The sequence below is a fragment of the Enterococcus sp. PLH-Efm8 genome, from assembly GCF_053011625.1.
On the sequence record NZ_CP172568.1, the window covers coordinates 1,679,427 to 1,696,724 of the forward strand.

Consider the following 17,298-nt stretch of genomic DNA (forward strand, 5'->3'; position numbering starts at 1 on the left):
AATATCAGGAATAATAACCAATGAGAAAGATTCTCAATTATGTTAGGAGGAAAGAAATGAAATTAAAAACAAAAGTATTCACATTATCTAGCATATTGCTGCTGGCTGGAGTACTGAGCGCTTGCTCCCCCTCTTCAGATAAAGAAACAGCTACAACTGCCAATTCGACGACTTCATCCAATAGTACTCATACAGTCACAGATACACTTGGACATAAAGTAGAGATTCCAAACGCGCCCAAACGGATCATCGGCAGTTACTTAGAAGACTATCTGATTGCACTAGGGGAAAAACCTATCGCCCAGTGGACTGTTGGCAGTGGTTCCATTCAAGATTATCTGCAAGATGATTTAAAGGATGTCCCAACGATTTCTTATGACCTTCCTTATGAGAAAGTGTTAAGCTTTGAGCCTGATTTGCTGTTGATTTCTTCTTCCGCTACTGTCGAAGGCGGGAAATACGAACAATATAGCAAAATCGCGCCAACTTATGTTGTAAAAAACGGAACAGATGTCACATGGGAAGAACAACTAAAAGATGTCGGCAAAGCTTTGGCAAAAGAAAAAGAGGCAGAAAAGATCATTTCCGATTATCAAAAATCCATCAAGAAAACTCGAGAAGAACTAGCAGATAAAATCGAGAACAAGACAGCTGCAGTGTTGTGGGTGACCAACAACTCAGCCTTTATGGTCAGCAAAAATCGGTCAAGTGGAAGAATCGTATACGACGATCTGGAATTTGGTGTTCCTGATCTAGTGGAAGAGGTCTCCAAAAAAGCCACTTCTGACTGGTCTGCTGTTTCCTCTGAAAAGCTAGCTGAATTAGATGCTGACTACATCATCCTTGTGAACAGTGACAAAGATGCTGCCATGTTCAATGAACCAAGCTGGAAGAATCTTAAAGCAGTGACAGACAATCATGTACTGCAATTCGGACCTGAATCTAGTTGGCTATATAACGGACCTATTGCCAGTCAGGAAATGGTCAATGATATCAAAGAAAAACTAAATTGATTTTAACTAAAAAAAGCATCTTCACGATTAGTCGTGATATGCTTTTTTTCTTATTAACAAACTAGACGCATAGATTTTATTCTTCTTTTGAAGCAACCCTATTTTTTACTCTTTCCCATTTTTGAAAACGATGGGCATATAGATTTTCTTGATCCGTTATCCCCTCATACTCCTCTATAAGGGCGAAGTCTGAAAAATCAATATTCCCAATATACGTATCGCCTTCAAACGTGCTATCGATCAATGTTCGCCAGATCCGACCAGTGTAAGGAAGAAGTTCTTGAAAAATCCGACTACCACCCGAAACATAGATATCTTCTGAGATCGTTTGACTATACGACAAAAGTTCATCGATCGAATGCATTACTTCCGCATTTTCTTTCGTGCGAAAATTTGGCTGCGTTGTCAACACGATGATATGGCGATAAGGAAGTGAAAGATCCCCCATTCCTTCATAGGTCTTTCTTCCCATCACTAAAATTCGATCCATTGTATGTTCGCGAAAGAAACGCATATCATTTGGCAATCGCCATGGTAACAAACCATTTTTGCCGATCAGACCATTTTTATCTTGTGCCCACATGGAAATAAACATATTATCCGCTCCTTATGATTTTAGATGTTTTGAGATAAAAAAAGTCTCAATTCTTTGACCAGCAAGGAATTGAGAACTTTAAAAACATTATTTTGTTTCACGGTGCAAAGTAACTTTGCGTTCGCGTGGGCAATATTTTTGTTTTTCCAAACGATCAGGATTGTTACGTTTGTTTTTGCTTGTTAGATAGTTACGTTCTTTACAAGAAGTACACTCTAAAGTGATGTTTACGCGCATGTTTTTCCCTCCCATTTTTACAAGAATCCTCTAAGATGACTCTCAGACTTGATTATCTTACCATGATTTTTTCTAGATTGCTAGTGTTTTTCACGATTTTGTTAAGTAAAACTACTTGACGATAAATACAACGGTTTTACTTCTCAAACAAAATCTTTTTCTTTTTGTATAAATACCCTTACACTTGTTTATATAGATTATGTTTTTTAATAAAGGGGGATACTAATATGCCATGGAACATGAAGGACTTTCCTGCATCAATGAAAAACTTAGATAAATTGACAAGAAAAAAAGCAATCGACATCGCAAATGCATTATTAGATGAAGGGTACCCTGATAACCGTGCGATCCCAATTGCCATTGATCAAGCAAAAAAATGGTATGAAGATGCTAGTGAATCAGAAAAACGAACTTTCGAAAAAGAAAAAAATCCAAGCAAGACGGATGAACACGATACGAATCCTCGTGCTGGAAAACTGCTTGATTCAGATGTGATCGTAGAATATGAGGAAGAACAATGGATCGTGAAATCTAAAGGGGCAAAAAAGGCAAGCAACCATTTTGATACAAAAAAAGAAGCAATCGAAAAAGGAAAGCAAGTAGCACAAAACAAAGAATCAACTTTGTTCATTTATAAAAAAGATGGGACAAAAGAAAAAGAAATCGATTATTGAACATATGTAAAGGGGTTGTGACGAAAATCGTGTCACAACCCCCTTATGTTCGAAACAATGGTGTTCCTCTGCCAACTCCGAACCATAAGTCATAATATCTATAAAACGGGAAGAGCTGTTTTTTGAAATTGTTTCTTATCACTCAGTGTTAAACGGTAGGAGAAAACCTCTTTTTTATTGATATTTGATTTTCATCAAACAGTCACATAGTCGATTGCTTCTGCTTGCGGAATCGTTTCATCTACAAAGTAGACTTTATACCATGTCAAGAAACTGAAGATTGTCCAGATTTTTCTTTGCTCTTCTTTACGTCCTTCGTGATGGTCATCTAGCAACTTCATGATTTTTTCTTGATCAAAAAATTCTTTTGCAAAATCTGCTTCGAACAATGCTTTGACTTGTTCGTAGCCGTGTTCTTCTTTCAACCAAGCTTTGATTGGCACAGGGAATCCTAATTTCACACGATTCGACCATTTTTCCGGAAGATGTTTGTTCGCAGCTTGTCTGAAAATATCTTTTGTGTTGTTTTGATTCAATAAAAACTTACTTGGTATTTGTTGAGCCAATTTCATGACTTCGATATCCAATAAAGGTACTCGGACTTCCAAAGAACTTGCCATAGAAAGTTTATCTGCCTTTAACAAGATATCTTTTGGCATCCATTGATGAAGATCGACATATTGCATCTTATTGACTTCATCTTTGATTCCTTCTGTTTTCTCGTAATGAACAGTCATGATTTCATCCACAGATGGTGCTGTTTGATATTTTGGTGTTAACACTTCTGATGCTTCTGATTCTTCGAACACTCGAGCATGACCGATAAAATATTCTTTTGCAGGAGCAAGTGATTCATATAAATGGATCCGTCCATGGAAATTTTTCATTTTTCCGATTTTACGTCCTAAATTATAGCGTGTTCCTTTTGGTAATTTTTTCAATCCTTGAGCAATCACACGGATGAATTTTGAATTCGTATGGAATCCATACGTTTGGTATCCCGCAAACAGTTCATCCGCCCCTTCTCCAGATTGGACTACCCGCACACTTTGTGAAGCAAGATTTGCTAAAAAGTACAAAGGTACGCAAGAAGGATTTGAATCAGGTTCATCTAAGTGATACTGGATCAAAGGGAATGCTTTGAACGACATGTCTCCGTCGATCACTGCTGCTGTATTATCTAAGTCCAATAGTTCGGTTAGTTTTCTGGCTTCAATCGCTTCATTATAGGTTTTATCATCAAACCCGATTGAGAAAGAATGATCTGGTTTCAATACAGAGGTTACATAACTGGAATCAACCCCGCTGGATAAGAAAGAACCAACTTCTACATCACTGACCGTATGTGCTTCAATAGAAGCTTGAACGGTTTCGTCGATTTTTTCGATCCATTCTTGTCGGGAATGCGTTTCTTTTGTTTCAAAATCTGCATCCCAATATTGCTGAATGTCTATTTTTCCATCTTTATACGTATAATAATGGCCTTCAGGCAAACGATAGACATCTTTGAAGAATGTTTCGCCGTTTAATGGAGAATATTGGAAAGTCATATAAGGTTTCAACGCTTCTTTGTTCAATTCTTTGTTAAAATCAGGATGAGGCAGAAAACTTTTGATTTCTGAACCAAACATAAATGTTCCGTTCATTTCTGCATAATAATATGGTTTGATCCCAAAGTGGTCTCTTGCACCGAATAACTCATTCTTTTCATTATCCCAAATAGCAAAAGCAAACATTCCGCGGATCTTTTGCAATAATTCTGTTCCCCATTCTTCGTAACCATGCAAAAGGACTTCTGTATCTGCATGTGTTTGAAAAACGTGGCCAGCTGCAATCAATTCTTCTCTCAAAGGCTGGTAATTATAGATTTCGCCATTAAAAATAATGATCTTTGTCCGATCTTCATTGTAAATAGGCTGAGTACCGCCCTCTAAGTCAATAATACTTAATCTTCTGAATCCTAAAGCAACATGTTTATCGATATATTCTCCTGAACTATTAGGTCCACGGTGAACGATTCGATCCATCATTGTATTAATAATTGTTTTTTTGTTGTCCTTGTCGTTAACAAAACCTACAATACCGCACATTTAACTTTCACATCCTAATATAAAATTACTGTTTATTTCATTCATATGCATCTTATCATAGAATAAATAGCGGACGAATATTTTCTCTCTTACAATTTCGTCACGTGAAAACAAAAGATGAAAGTTTCTGTTTTTACAGAAAATAAAGTCCCAATATCTAATTTACCATGTTTTCTTTTTTGAGGCTACCTTATTCTCTTCGTGTTAAAAAAATATTAGTGGATGCTATTTCCAAAAAAACCAGCAAAAAAAGACACGACCTAAAGATCGTGTCTAATTATGACTGTATCAGAAAATATGATACCAAACGGATCTATTCATTAATTAATTGACATAGTTTATCTGTTGCTCTTTTATGACTGGATAACTGACCAATTCATGACGATCCAAGTCTTCTTTATTCATATTTACAGCAGTAATTTGACTGTCTTCATACGTACGATAATAATAAATCCCTTTATCAACGTTACAGCAAGAAGAATAAATCGTATATTCGTATTTTCTTTCTCCAGTATCGCATACTCCTTTTTGTTGCTCGACTGAGCCTAGTATATGAAAAAATTGACTGATACTTTCAGATTCTGAATCACCTGATGCAGCATTCATTTTAGTAAATGTGGCTTTTACAAATCGAGAAACAGAAGAGAGATCTCCAGGTAAGCCCAATCCTCCCATCCCACGACTATAAACATTCAAGCTGATCTGGTTTGAAAAATGATTTTCTGGTGTTCCATTTGATAGCGAGCGATAATTGTTCAGATTAAATAATTGATAATCAAATGGCGGATTATTTGTCAACACACCGACAGGATTATCATATAAATGAAGTCCATCTTTCATACTTTCAATTACTATCGATTTTTCTTTATCAGCTAATAACCAGTGTAAAGGTGACAAGGGTAGTTTTTCACTAAAATCGATATTGACTAGATTGATAGTAGCCAATAATTCTTTAGCTTCGTCTATGGTTGAGCATTGCCCTAGTATCCATGGAATAAACTCAAATGGTGCAACGTTATCTTTTCCTTCTTGTAATTCTTTATAATCAGCATTGCCAGGAAAATTCAGTCCTGCCATACTCAACCCTTTTTCATTTGTAGCCTCATAATAGAGTGGATAGTTGGATACCCCAGCTGCTATTCCTATCATTGCATAATGTTTATCTAAATTTTTTACCTTTCTAAAATCGAAACGATAATTTCTTGGAGTAATAGTGACCACTTCATTATAAGACATCTCATAATCAAAATTCCTTCCAAAATAATGGTCTTTCGTTGCATAAGTGATTGCGGTACACATCGTTTCCCGTCCTAAAACAAATCGTTTTTACACTTTTATCTTACATCTAGTATTTTTTTTATCAAAAAAAGGCCAAAGAAGATTGATTTACTAGCATTTATAAAAAATAGTACTCAGGGGGAATCAAAAAATATTGTAGGTTAAAAGTACAACAATAAGGGGCTGTGACAAAAGTCTTGTCACAGCCCCTTATTCCGAACAAACGGTGTTCAAAAGCTTGCATCTGCGGTAATAAGCCCAATCAAACGAAAAAATAGGAAAAGCTATTTTTGTTTGGCCGTTCTTATTACTTGATGCAGGACAGCTTCTTCACAACCTCTAATCGTTGATATAAGGAAGGTACAGGATTTATATATGACTGGTAATAGAAGAAATTTACTAGCATATTTTAGCGATTTACCCTAATTTTTGCTTCTAGTTATAAAATATTAGTACTAACTAAATTTCAAAACGTAGTCAAAAACGTATTTAAAATTCTAATCGGGTAAGTGTTCGACAAACGGTTAATAAACTGAATTTATCTTATGTACCCTGTAGGACTCGAACCTACGACCGGACGGTTATGAGCCGTCTGCTCTGACCAACTGAGCTAAGGGTACAGGTTGTTGCCACATAAAGCCATAAACAATCAACCAGTAGAATGTGTGGCAACAAACCTGTTATCGCATAGCTTGGAGTGTGACTATTTATGGGTGATAGTGAAGATATGCGATAACATCACTATTTTATCGAATAATTTTTATAGTTGTCAATATAGTTATGTACTGCTCCTCAACGAGGAGCTATTTTTATCGTTTAGGAATATTTAAATACCAACGTTTGTCATGGAAATCTTGCGCACCGCCTTTAGTGTTTCCTTCTGGATCATTCGTTGCCCGCATCATGACATAGACTTTCTTACTAGGAAAATTACGCATATTGAAAGATACATGATAACCAACATTTCCAGAAGTATTATAAGCTTGATTTACATCTGGTCTATAAATTCCATCAGCTCTTACTCTAGCTAGTTCTTTTCCAGTATTGTAGTCCATAATGAAAATATACTCGTATTTATAGTTAGCGATGTGCCATCCAGCGACGTGTAAGTTTGCATTTTCAATTTCCCCAAACTGATCAATATGAGCGTAGTTTGTTCCATCTGTCAGCGTAGGATTTGCAGCACCTGCTCTAGTTGGATCAATGACTGGTTTATCATCTGAAGTAGTTGGATTTTCATCGGTAAATCCATGAGCTAAATCATAAGCAAGCTTTTCTTTGCTAACTCCCATTTGCGATAAGTAACCATATGGATCTGTGTGGTTCCCCCAAACATAATTTGTCACCCACAAATGAGAAATGATTCCTTTTGTAAATAAAGAAGTTCCTTGATCAAGAGTCAATGGAATTCCATATTTTTTTGCACTATCTCTTGTATATTCAATATAAGCTCGATAGTTTTTTTCAAACAATGCTTTATCATATGTGCGCTGTAATTCAATCTGTACAGGCGCATAAGGATTAGCGTTACCAGCTCCCCACGAAACATATCCTTGCTCACCCACACGGTAAACAATCCCACCGTCACCAATAACATCTGTAGTATAAGGATTGCTTCCGTTATAATTATTTTTCATGTTGGCGGCTACGTTTCTTGCTGGTGCATCTATTCCAGTTTCGTGCAAAATAATTTTGTTAGGAATTGCTAATCTGGAGTCTCCTTGATTCGGCGCTAAATTATACTCGTCATTAATAGTATAAGCAAACGTATTAATGGGTAATAAAAAAAGAGCCGTTAACAGGCTCATCGCAGTAATAGTAATTTTCTTTTTCATTTGTTTCCTCCTTCTTCGCTTTCAGCCGAGAACATTTTGTAGGTTCGATTTGATACACCCAACACACTCCCTAAAAACGTGCCAAAACCAGTAATGATGACAACACAGATATCTGTGTACTGCCAATTGAGCGCTTTACCAACTAACCCCACGAAAGTAGCTAGTGCGGGAATAATTACCAGTGCGAACCATTTTAGTACTTCGAACGTTTTATTATTCATTTTCTTCTCTCCCTAAACAAAGTTTTGATTTGTTGCGTGTGTTCCACCAATTTTTCTGTATGTGTATCTAATCTTTCATCGTGTTTCTTTAGTTCTTCATGAATCATCAATCGATCTGATTTGCTCGATTCTAAATCTTTAGTCAGCAAATCTAAATTGTGGCTTACTTTTGAAAGAGTCTCAGTAATCTTCGAGAAAGATGCAGTAATTGGTTTTATTACTAATAAAATCAAAGAAACGATAGCGGTTATTGATCCTGCTATCGCTCCCCATTCCCCTAAATTAATCATGTGACAACTCCTTGAATCAAAATAAAAAGCACATCAATTAAGATGCGCTCTCTTCATTGTTAATAATTTTTTCTGCTTCTTCGTCTGTAATGCATAGTGGAACGAATTGTCGAACTTGGTCAGCAGTAAAACAATTCCAGTCAAACATCATCTTGATATCATCATAAGAATACATATTATTTTCCTCCGTCAAGTTGTTCTTTGATAGTAGCAATGTCTTTTGTGTTTTGAAGGGATGTCAGCATGGTTTTCGAATTAATTTGTGCTAGTCCTTCTGCTTTTGTAGTAAGCTCTTCATTTGCTTTTTTCAATGCAGCATTATCTACCTGTAAACCTATAGATAAATTTTCTAGTAGTTCTAATTTTTTTGAATAATCTTGTGTAACTGCTTCTTCCCACTTATTTTCAGTGAAGTTAAAGAATTGCGACTGTTGTCTTCTTCCGAAAGCTTCATCCGTCTCATCTTCCTTCTTCTCAAACAAAATAGGTGGAACTTCTACAAAAGGTAAACCAGTTGGGAAATTATCCTCTACTTCGTGTTCTTCGTAACCTAGTGGATATAATACTTTATAAATTGTTTTCATTTTACTCTTCCTCCAATTAGTAATCTGTTAAGCCGGCCAAGGATCTCGAGTGATCCACATACCTGAAATATATGAACTACCTGAACCTGATTTGGCTTGTATGATGCTACTTTGATCAATGAATGCACGTGCATCCGCTGGCTGACTTGCATTTCTAACTAGTGAAAGCGCGGTTTGCGCTGGATAGCCTTGATCGCGTTTATAACCGTCTGGGATTCTTAAAATCCAACGAGTTTCTGATCCTTCGGGCCATGTGCCACATTTAAAATTAAAAGTAAGAAATACGATGTTTCCGATTCTGATTATTTTTCCATTCACATCAGTTACGTTTGTTGTATCACTTCGATCAGCTAGTGTGATAGCTCGCTCGATCATACCTGCTTGCACAGGCAATCCATTGAATTGCAATCCGTCTTTAAAATTTTTCGTTCCTAAGACCGTTTCATTACCTGTGGCTTTTACTAAAACACCCTCCACACCATCAATTCCTTTGGCATGAGTTTTCAAATACTTAGGAACGCCCTTTTCTTTTAATTGCACAATATCAGCCATTAAACCGTCCCCACTTTCTCAAATGTAATATTGGCTAATCCATCGAGTTTAGCTTTGTCAGTTGCTGACATTAAACCTGCTGTCGTAGTTGTAGCATTACCTGGATTTTTCTGTGCTCCAGCTGCAATTCCATCCAACTTAGTTTTATCTGCGGACGACATCAACCCATTTGCTGTAGTTGTAGCTACAGCTGTAGTTGTGGCATTTATTCCAGGATCACCTTTATCTCCCTTTGGTAAAACAAAATTAAATCTAGCTGCAGATGATGTTCCTACATTCGTAACAGAAGCGGTTGAACCACTAGAAACGGTTCCTATGGTAATTGTTGCTGCTTGGCCAGGATCGCCTTTATCTCCCTTCACCGTTGTTGGTTTGCCTTCTATAGCATTCCAATGAGTTTGTGGATAAACCTGTACACCGCTTTGTTTTATTTTTACGATATCTGTCATTTTCTATACCTCCCCGATTTTTTCAAAAGTAAAATTTGGAATTCTTTTGTTTGTGTAATTTTCTGCTTGATTTACAGCTTCTTGGAATTTTTGATCTACATATGACTGATTAACACCACCAGTCCCACTACCACCTGTAGAACTAATTGTTCCATCTTCTGCAATTGATATATTTGCACCTGCTTTTAATATTTTTAGAGATTCTAATTTTCCCTTTAATTCTTCAGAGAAATTGAAGTCTGTTTGCTTAGTTGCAGATAAAACACCTTCTTCAGTAACCTCTAAGAGTTCCCCAACTTTTATACCTCCTAATTGTTCAGGAGTAGCAATCGGCAAAATATATGTTCCACCTTCTCCATTTACGATCTTTTGAAACATTTCAGCAGTAAGAATACCATCGCTTGTCTCGCTTGCATAAGGTAGTTCAGTAATTGCATTCTCTAATCCTAAATCAGCTTTCGTTAAAATGACTGCACCATATTTACCATTAACCGAAAGAACTTTTGATTGTCCTGATATCATTTTTTCTAATCCTAAAACTGCAGAAACATGTGTAATTGGCATAAATTGACGTTTAACACCAGATTCATCAGTTTCCATCATTCTCTTTACTTTAACCATCAAATCACCCCAACTTTCTCAAGAGTGAACACATTTTGCTTTGGATCATCAACGGTTGCGATGATCAAGGCTCCTTCTTCAATCGGGAATGCTACAGTTCCAACTTTTTCGACTTCATGATTATCTGAAAAGAGATCATCCTGCAAAATATCAGTCACTTCAATCTCCCCGTATTCAATCGTGAAAAGCGTTGCTCGCAATTTCTGATATAAATAGTCCATATCTGCCAGCAAACGCTCTGAAATAGACGCATGACGAACTCCTTGAATATCAACACGTGCATCCATTAATTCGGCTAACATTACTCCACCTGGATCGATAGACTTCAAAATATCTTTGATTGATTCAAACCATTTTAAATAATCGGTTTCTTGTCCTTCTCTCCATGCCTCAAATGTATTTTGTTGGTCTTGTCGCCATTGTTCAAATTCCTTTTTACGTGCATTCATCCAATCTGTGAAGTCACCTTTGTTTTCATTGATAAAAGCTGACATATCCGCAATTAAATCTTCAATTGATTGCCAATAAGAACCCATTTCTCCTTCCGTTTTTGAAACAGCATTGATGACAAAATAAGAGAAGTCTTGAGTTGTTCCAATCAAGTCTTCTCCTTTAAATATAATGAAATTGGCTGTTTGTCGATGCAAACACTGCATGGAATATTTATCAAAAATATATTTGATTTTCCCTTTTTTAGCATCCACAATTTTTGTTTCTAATTGGACTGGATATTTTCCGCCAACAACTGATTCAAAATATACCTTACATTCTGATAAATCATATGGAAGACCATTTTCGACAATTGTAGCTTCCATAACTTCAGTGTTTTTATTGCCTTGTCGAACTTGAATCATCCCCACGTAATTATAGGGTTCTGTTGTACTTAATATGACATTCCACTTTGCCATTAAATCACCTCCCTATTTTGGTGGTATGACAATGGAAGAAATTGCACTTGCACTATAATACTGGCGATCTAACTTTCCACAAATCATACCTAACTCTGTGTTTTGTTCATAAGTTTGCATACGACCATTAGCTAAGCCTCGGATAACGCCAGTATGTCCATAAGTTCCATCTGCAAACCATGAACCCACTTGTCCACCTCTTGCCCAATTAATAATTGCGCCAACTACTAATTGATCATATCTAGGGTTTTGAATCACTTTCCAACCAACAGCAGACCAATCATAGGCAATACCAATATCAGATGCTGCAGAAGTATTTCCTATCACATGAGTTAAACCATATTTTGTTCCAGCACCCATGCCACAACCACCCAGATATCCTGAATATTCTGCAGACAAGCCATAACACTGACCATTGCCAATTCGTTGTCCAATCAAAGACTCTAAATGTTTTAGTCCTGCTTCTCCAGTAGCTCCTCCTGGTTTTAAATCTTTAAATTTGTTATACCAGTTAACTGCATAATCTTGACGTTCAGGATGTGTCGCTGCCGGACGTTCATAGTTTCGTTCAAAAGCATATGCTGCTTGTCTTGGATCAGTACAGGCCTTAAATCCATCAACCGTCGTAGGTTGTACTACGCCCATCCATTGTCCATTTGTAAATGTCCAAATAAGCAATCGAACTTGTGCATCTAAGCTCGTTATTGGTTCTTTAATACCTGCAGCATTAAATAAGTTTTGAACATAAACTTTTCCATCCCATGTTGCTGGACCAACAAGAGGATATGAAGAACCATCCCACTGAACTAATCCGTATGCTGGTCCACCTATTTGAACAGTATCAGGATCAAAAGTTCCTCCTGTTTCTTGTTGAATGTTCCCCAATATTCCACATGCAGATTGTTTCGTAAATCCGTTATTACACAAAATATCGTAAATTCTCCAAGCTCTCTTTTCTGCATCTGTTTTTAATTCACTAGGATACCCACCAGTAGATTCTCCACCTCCCGATGGACCACCACCTTGTCCAGGAATTATTTCTTTTCCTTTAACTGTAAGTTTTCCTTGTACATCTAAGTCTCCAAAATAAATTGCTTTACCATTTCCTAATAAAACTAATCCTTTTCCTGCAGTTGGAGAAATTAAAATGTATTTTCCATCGCCATTTGTACGTATTACCAAAGAATTTTCCTCAAGAGGTGTAGGCGTTACAGCATTTGGAAATGGATTTCCTGCTGAATCTGTTGTTCCGATCGTTCCAATGGATTCTTTTCTATTCCAGAATTCCATACCTTTTTTGGTTAGCTCCATGATTTTTTTGTTTTCATTCCAAATTTGAAGCGTGCCTTTTACAAGTTTTAACACATCACCATAAGCATTAAAGGAAGTTTCGAATACTTCTGCATTTATTGTTCCTACTTTGATGAAGTCAGCAACAATTTCTCCTTTTGATGTGATAGCAATACCGAATGGGCCATTTACGCCATTATCTGAATAACCTAAACCATTCAAATTCCATCGCCAAACACGCTTTGCACTAGCCACATTATCAGTATCCATAATAAGTATTTCGGATGGTGCTTTCTCTGGACGAAAAACGACATGTCCACCAGAATTCCCAGTGATCCATGCCGTTGCATTGAGTACGTTTTGCACTAATGTTTCTGTCCGATTATCGATTTTCTTTTTGAGTTCTTGAGTTTGAGAATTCACTGTAGAAGTATAAAGAGTTAAATCATTTCCCAATACTAGATCCTTATACTTTCCTAATGTAGGAAAGTATGTGTATTCAACTACTCGCTCAGTGATTTCAATATCAAGTTGTTTTGCTCTTACATGAACAACATCACCAAAGCTTAGAGTTGAAAGCCTCCGATACATTTCGCCGTATTCCAAAGTATGTTCTAGCGAGACCATGCTAACGGTATGAGTTGCTTTAGGTTCATGAATACGATCATTTTCAAAAAGTGTATTTCCCCATTTCTTTAGTTCGTCGATTGTTTTACAATCTGAATTCTCTCTTTTACCTATGCGCCGATTTTCATCCGTTACTCCATCTATTTCTAAAAATCCATAGGTGATAGGGTCTTTGTCTTCGTCATAATCATTGTCAGGAACACCACCAACCAGAAATAGACTGTTTACAATAGATTCTTCGTCTATTTCTTCCTCAATAGCTTCGAGATTTAAGCCGAAATCAATTCTAAATCCATTATCAGCTCCAATTTGTTTTACCAGTTTCAAATCATAGTTATCCATATCAAGTTCCGCGCTAGTCACGCCAGTCAAATTTTGATTACCGTTATTTGAGCCGATAATCGCTTCAACTGGTGCGACTTGTCTTGCTGTAAATTGGTGCGTTGTACCTACATTCGACAGATAGTTGAATTTTTGATCAAATGCCAAACTGTTTTTAAGATTGGTCATGATTTGAGAACCGTTGCCGTTATCCGTGAATGACTTAACGATAAAGTTTTTATTGGCCATAAAACCAATATGTCTGGCTGTCACAGAAACGGATGTCAAATTCTTTTTGATATTGTAAATTTCGAAGTATTGCCATGATCCATCTGGTACCTTCGCTTTTATAAAATTTCCTTTTTTTAAATAAGAGCGATACTGTCCGCTTCTTGAATAGTTACCATAAAACCGATATTGGCCATTCAGCACACGATTGATTTCTGGCAAATCTTCCCAGTCAACTAACGACGCTCCGTTCACGCTCAAATCATCTGGCATTTTTTTATAAGCATAAATAAATTCTTGCGTCACAGATACACACTCCTATTCCAAAACCGCACTTCTTTAAATTTTCCGGATATTTTTACCTGATTCCATTCAGGCTGCAATACTGGCCAATCACCACGCGTAAATAAATTCAAACCTTCTTGTATTGCTTTTCCAAGCTGAGTATCAACCCCGATTGTTGCAGCTAACGTATTAAGTATTGTTAGGCTTTTATCGCCGATAGCAATCGTAATATCTCCTCCGTTCGATTCTATTTCCAGATAGGGATGTGCAATTTCGTCACCATGATCAAAAATATCCATAACACTAGAATGAAAAATTTTAGGCGCTTCACCGATTTTTCTTTTGAGTGGCTGACAACGAAAAGTAACATCGAATGTATAAAAGAAACCCCACTCGTTTTCGAAAGGGACTTCTTTATCCATGCTGCAGATAGCATTTAGATACTTGTCTGGATCATTATGAGTGATTAATTGGCTTTTACCAGTAAGCCATCGTTTGACTTCCCTCAGTTTCGAATGTGGGATAGTGATCCCTTCTATTTCCAAATCAAAAGGTTCATAATCATCAAACGTCTCCGTCAATTCTCCGCTTCGGCCCTGAATCGTGTAAGTTTCGTATCGCTTGTTCGGCATAATATCTGGAAGCTCTCCCTCAATAATGCAATCCATATCAATTACTGCATTCCGATTTTTCCAAATAAAATTGGGTTCATCTGGTTTCATAAATTGTCGAATCAAATAGGAACACCCCCCAAATCATAAATAGCCTGTTGGTTTGCTTTAGCAAATTTACGATTCATACGATCTAATTCTGATGGGTTATTTGCATCAACTTTTCCAATATGGATATGCTGCTCAATATTACCGCCAGAAACTTTTCCGCCAATGCCTCTACGTTTTTCTTCGTCAGATAATGGAGTAACTGTTGTTTTTCCATTTTTTGCAGTCAGTAATTCTGGACCAGCTTCACCAACAATCGCTTGCCCATTGATTAAATGACCACCTTTTGCTAAATAAGGTATCTTATCAAAGTGAATACCTTTACCGCCTACAATTGGAACACCTTTAGGTACTTTTATTTTATTAGCTAGACCTATGAAATCGTTAATTAAACCTATTAATCCATTAATTGGTGCTTTTGCTAGCGCCACGATTCCATCAAATATCCCACCAAAGATATTGACAACACCATCCCAAGCCTTTGACCAGTTACCTGTAAATACTCCAGTGATAAAATCTAAAAAACCACTGAAAATTCGTTTTCCAGCATTATAAAAATTATTGAAATTCGCTATAACACCATCGAAAAATCCACCAAAATAACCACCTAAAAAATTAAATATTTCAACAGCTACATCTGAAACACCTTTGAAGAAAGAATTCACTCCATCATGAAACCATTTAACGTTATTATATGCCCAAATTAGTCCAGTAACTAATGCGCCAATAGCTATAACTGCTAATGCAAACCAGCCTCCCGACATTCCAAATAAACCAGCAAGTCCTTGCCAAACTCCTATAAAACTTTTAACTCCCCCAACTATTTTTGTAACAGATCCCATCAGCGAACCAAGAACGATTAGTACTGGACCAACTACTGCAGCTATACCAGCAATTGTTATGATCCAATTCTTTGTATCTTGATCTAGAGACCCCCACCATTTAGAGAATTCCTGTAATAAGAAAGTTGCTTTTTCAAAAAAAGGCAAAAGGCTTACTTGGACTGCTTCACCGACGTCAGCCATTGCTAATTTTGCATTGTTTATAGCTTGATCGGCTTGATCAATTGGGTCAAGAGTAGCATCGAATGTGTCTCCTACAGCTCCCCCACTTTCTCCAGCAGTTTTTGCTAAATCTTCCAGATTCAAAGTACCTCTACGAATTGCATCGGCCATTCTAGGACCGCCTTTAGTCCCGAATACTTCTGCTGCTGCATTGATGGCTTCTGTTTCAGAACCTGCATTTTTTACCTTGTCTTGTAGTTCTTCTAGTCCTTGACTTAAAGATTTTCCGTCTTTCGCATAAGCCACTGTTGCTTTAGATAAACTACTTAAAGCTGCGCTTGAATCAACACCAGATTGCTCAAATTGTCCAAGTAAAGTGACCCCTTCACCAAAGCTCAACCCTAATTGTTTAATTTGTGGTGCGCCATCAATTGCTTTTTGCATCAAGTCGTCTACAGATTGACCAGTATTCTGCGATGTTTTCGTTGTTACATCAAGGACAGAATTCAAATCATCATATTCTAGTCCATAAGCATCAATAGCTTGTCGAGCAGATATTGCTGATTGCGAAACATCTGTATCATTGATTTCAGCGTACTGTAGGAGATAATTGGTTGAATCTTCCAGTTTTTTATCCATGAATCCAAATTGTGTATTTACCTCACCAATAGCTTCCCCAACCGTTTGTAAAGGTAAATGAGTATTTGAACCAACGTTTTTGAAAGACTGTGAAAGTCTATCAGCTTGATCACCTGTTGCTCCGGTTTTTGTAATGATGGTATCAAGTGCCTCGTCAACTTCACCAAATGCTGCAAGTCCTGCTGCTCCTGCCGCTACAATAGGCGCGGTTACTCCAACAGACATTTTTTCACCAACGCCTTTTATCTTTTCCCCGGTTTCTTCTATTTTTTGAAGCTTTTTCGCTGTATCTACAGAAACATCACCTTGTTCTTTTAATGCATCGTTTGTCTGTTCCAATGCTGTACGAAGCTTATTTTCTCCAGTTTCCGAATTAAGCAATTGCTTATATAATTTTTCTGATTCAGCAGAATATTCGCCTGTCTCTTTGACAGATTTTTCATATTCTTCTCTCAACATTTGAGATCGTTGTTCAGCTAACCCCAGTTGTTTTTCTAACTTTTGTTTAGCCGCTCGCAATTTTTCTGTTTGAGTTGCATCCTTGTCCATCGCAGACACTTGGTTTTTGTACTCGGCAGCGGCTAAGTTCATTTCTTTGTTGATTTCTTTGATTGTTTTCGAATAACTGACTTCGCCATTCGTTTTAAAATTAAGAACGACATCAGATTCTTTACCAGCCATTTATCTTAGCGCTCCTTTCTACCACCAAGGCGATTTATCCATAGTTACAGATTGAGGTGGTTCAAAATCGGTGTTTTGTTGTAACCACTGTAAATAAGATTTGAGCCACAAGTTAGGTGTAGACTTTAAAAAGAAACTCTCACTCCAATTCAATAGA

At 37.0% G+C, this 17,298-nt stretch carries 18 protein-coding genes and 1 tRNA gene; 2 read left to right on the forward strand and 17 right to left on the reverse strand.

Annotated elements, in window-relative coordinates; all coding sequences use genetic code 11:
* The first annotated feature begins 56 nt into the window (after window positions 1-56).
* Complete coding sequence (locus ACIFUW_RS08320) at window positions 57-1,013, forward strand: ABC transporter substrate-binding protein (RefSeq protein ID WP_002293906.1); 957 nt, start codon at window positions 57-59, stop codon at window positions 1,011-1,013.
* A 76-nt stretch (window positions 1,014-1,089) separates the two neighbouring features.
* Here ACIFUW_RS08320 and ACIFUW_RS08325 read toward each other — a convergent pair whose 3' ends face one another.
* Window positions 1,090-1,608, reverse strand: coding sequence for a dihydrofolate reductase (locus ACIFUW_RS08325; RefSeq protein ID WP_002296121.1), 519 nt, complete (start codon window positions 1,606-1,608; stop codon window positions 1,090-1,092).
* An 87-nt stretch (window positions 1,609-1,695) separates the two neighbouring features.
* Entirely contained in the window at window positions 1,696-1,860 is a 165-nt protein-coding gene (rpmG, locus tag ACIFUW_RS08330; RefSeq protein WP_002320810.1) for a 50S ribosomal protein L33, read from the reverse strand.
* 212 nt (window positions 1,861-2,072) lie between these two features.
* Between rpmG and ACIFUW_RS08335 the strand changes: the two genes are divergently transcribed.
* Window positions 2,073-2,519: a DUF2188 domain-containing protein gene (locus ACIFUW_RS08335; RefSeq protein WP_002288531.1), complete on the forward strand. Its 447-nt coding sequence runs from the start codon at window positions 2,073-2,075 to the stop codon at window positions 2,517-2,519.
* A 194-nt stretch (window positions 2,520-2,713) separates the two neighbouring features.
* On the opposite strand, the gene asnB is transcribed toward ACIFUW_RS08335, so the two are convergent.
* From asnB to ACIFUW_RS08410, 15 genes are all read right to left on the reverse strand, one after another.
* Window positions 2,714-4,609 (reverse strand): asparagine synthase (glutamine-hydrolyzing), encoded by a 1,896-nt coding sequence (gene asnB, locus ACIFUW_RS08340; protein WP_002305724.1) that lies wholly within the window; start codon window positions 4,607-4,609, stop codon window positions 2,714-2,716.
* Window positions 4,610-4,933: 324 nt separating this feature from the next.
* Window positions 4,934-5,908 (reverse strand): choloylglycine hydrolase, encoded by a 975-nt coding sequence (gene bsh, locus ACIFUW_RS08345; protein ID WP_002303934.1) that lies wholly within the window; start codon window positions 5,906-5,908, stop codon window positions 4,934-4,936.
* 525 nt (window positions 5,909-6,433) lie between these two features.
* Window positions 6,434-6,507 (reverse strand) — tRNA-Ile (locus ACIFUW_RS08350).
* A 189-nt stretch (window positions 6,508-6,696) separates the two neighbouring features.
* Window positions 6,697-7,722 carry a peptidoglycan recognition protein family protein gene (locus tag ACIFUW_RS08355; protein ID WP_069314784.1) on the reverse strand — a complete coding sequence of 342 codons (1,026 nt, stop codon included), beginning with the start codon at window positions 7,720-7,722 and terminating at the stop codon, window positions 6,697-6,699.
* The gene (locus ACIFUW_RS08360; RefSeq protein ID WP_002327994.1) at window positions 7,719-7,943 is read right to left on the reverse strand and encodes a phage holin; all 225 of its coding nucleotides are present in this window, start codon (window positions 7,941-7,943) and stop codon (window positions 7,719-7,721) included. The genes ACIFUW_RS08355 and ACIFUW_RS08360 overlap by 4 nt, the downstream gene beginning before the upstream one ends.
* Window positions 7,940-8,233, reverse strand: coding sequence for a hypothetical protein (locus ACIFUW_RS08365; RefSeq protein ID WP_002318262.1), 294 nt, complete (start codon window positions 8,231-8,233; stop codon window positions 7,940-7,942). Before ACIFUW_RS08365 ends, ACIFUW_RS08360 begins: the two co-directional genes overlap by 4 nt.
* Before the next feature lie 37 nt (window positions 8,234-8,270).
* Window positions 8,271-8,408, reverse strand: a complete 138-nt coding sequence (locus ACIFUW_RS08370; RefSeq protein ID WP_023043017.1) for an XkdX family protein — start codon at window positions 8,406-8,408, stop codon at window positions 8,271-8,273.
* Window position 8,409: 1 nt separating this feature from the next.
* Complete coding sequence (locus ACIFUW_RS08375; protein ID WP_002301869.1) at window positions 8,410-8,817, reverse strand: hypothetical protein; 408 nt, start codon at window positions 8,815-8,817, stop codon at window positions 8,410-8,412.
* A gap of 27 nt (window positions 8,818-8,844) precedes the next feature.
* Entirely contained in the window at window positions 8,845-9,369 is a 525-nt protein-coding gene (locus ACIFUW_RS08380) for a hypothetical protein (protein ID WP_060806698.1), read from the reverse strand.
* A complete protein-coding gene (locus tag ACIFUW_RS08385; RefSeq protein WP_060806699.1) occupies window positions 9,369-9,818 on the reverse strand; it encodes a hypothetical protein in 450 nt (149 codons plus the stop codon). The genes ACIFUW_RS08380 and ACIFUW_RS08385 overlap by 1 nt, the downstream gene beginning before the upstream one ends.
* A gap of 3 nt (window positions 9,819-9,821) precedes the next feature.
* Window positions 9,822-10,439, reverse strand: a complete 618-nt coding sequence (locus ACIFUW_RS08390) for a hypothetical protein (RefSeq protein WP_033646775.1) — start codon at window positions 10,437-10,439, stop codon at window positions 9,822-9,824.
* Entirely contained in the window at window positions 10,439-11,347 is a 909-nt protein-coding gene (locus ACIFUW_RS08395; RefSeq protein WP_069314785.1) for a phage baseplate upper protein, read from the reverse strand. The genes ACIFUW_RS08390 and ACIFUW_RS08395 overlap by 1 nt, the downstream gene beginning before the upstream one ends.
* 12 nt (window positions 11,348-11,359) lie before the next feature.
* Entirely contained in the window at window positions 11,360-14,119 is a 2,760-nt protein-coding gene (locus tag ACIFUW_RS08400; protein WP_269528394.1) for a phage tail tip lysozyme, read from the reverse strand.
* Window positions 14,116-14,820 carry a phage tail protein gene (locus tag ACIFUW_RS08405; protein WP_269528398.1) on the reverse strand — a complete coding sequence of 235 codons (705 nt, stop codon included), beginning with the start codon at window positions 14,818-14,820 and terminating at the stop codon, window positions 14,116-14,118. The genes ACIFUW_RS08400 and ACIFUW_RS08405 overlap by 4 nt, the downstream gene beginning before the upstream one ends.
* Before the next feature lie 11 nt (window positions 14,821-14,831).
* Entirely contained in the window at window positions 14,832-17,141 is a 2,310-nt protein-coding gene (locus ACIFUW_RS08410) for a phage tail tape measure protein (RefSeq protein WP_269528393.1), read from the reverse strand.
* Window positions 17,142-17,298 lie beyond the last annotated feature (157 nt).

Excerpts from the sequence above, each read along its gene's own strand:
- ACIFUW_RS08320 (WP_002293906.1), top strand. The coding sequence starts at position 57 with ATGAAATTAAAAACAAAAGTATTCACATTATCTAGCATATTGCTGCTG.
- ACIFUW_RS08325 (WP_002296121.1), bottom strand. The coding sequence starts at position 1,608 with ATGTTTATTTCCATGTGGGCACAAGATAAAAATGGTCTGATCGGCAAA.
- rpmG (WP_002320810.1), bottom strand. The coding sequence starts at position 1,860 with ATGGGAGGGAAAAACATGCGCGTAAACATCACTTTAGAGTGTACTTCT.
- ACIFUW_RS08335 (WP_002288531.1), top strand. The coding sequence starts at position 2,073 with ATGCCATGGAACATGAAGGACTTTCCTGCATCAATGAAAAACTTAGAT.
- asnB (WP_002305724.1), bottom strand. The coding sequence starts at position 4,609 with ATGTGCGGTATTGTAGGTTTTGTTAACGACAAGGACAACAAAAAAACA.
- bsh (WP_002303934.1), bottom strand. The coding sequence starts at position 5,908 with ATGTGTACCGCAATCACTTATGCAACGAAAGACCATTATTTTGGAAGG.
- ACIFUW_RS08355 (WP_069314784.1), bottom strand. The coding sequence starts at position 7,722 with ATGAAAAAGAAAATTACTATTACTGCGATGAGCCTGTTAACGGCTCTT.
- ACIFUW_RS08360 (WP_002327994.1), bottom strand. The coding sequence starts at position 7,943 with ATGAATAATAAAACGTTCGAAGTACTAAAATGGTTCGCACTGGTAATT.
- ACIFUW_RS08365 (WP_002318262.1), bottom strand. The coding sequence starts at position 8,233 with ATGATTAATTTAGGGGAATGGGGAGCGATAGCAGGATCAATAACCGCT.
- ACIFUW_RS08370 (WP_023043017.1), bottom strand. The coding sequence starts at position 8,408 with ATGTATTCTTATGATGATATCAAGATGATGTTTGACTGGAATTGTTTT.
- ACIFUW_RS08375 (WP_002301869.1), bottom strand. The coding sequence starts at position 8,817 with ATGAAAACAATTTATAAAGTATTATATCCACTAGGTTACGAAGAACAC.
- ACIFUW_RS08380 (WP_060806698.1), bottom strand. The coding sequence starts at position 9,369 with ATGGCTGATATTGTGCAATTAAAAGAAAAGGGCGTTCCTAAGTATTTG.
- ACIFUW_RS08385 (WP_060806699.1), bottom strand. The coding sequence starts at position 9,818 with ATGACAGATATCGTAAAAATAAAACAAAGCGGTGTACAGGTTTATCCA.
- ACIFUW_RS08390 (WP_033646775.1), bottom strand. The coding sequence starts at position 10,439 with ATGGTTAAAGTAAAGAGAATGATGGAAACTGATGAATCTGGTGTTAAA.
- ACIFUW_RS08395 (WP_069314785.1), bottom strand. The coding sequence starts at position 11,347 with ATGGCAAAGTGGAATGTCATATTAAGTACAACAGAACCCTATAATTAC.
- ACIFUW_RS08405 (WP_269528398.1), bottom strand. The coding sequence starts at position 14,820 with ATGAAACCAGATGAACCCAATTTTATTTGGAAAAATCGGAATGCAGTA.
- ACIFUW_RS08410 (WP_269528393.1), bottom strand. The coding sequence starts at position 17,141 with ATGGCTGGTAAAGAATCTGATGTCGTTCTTAATTTTAAAACGAATGGC.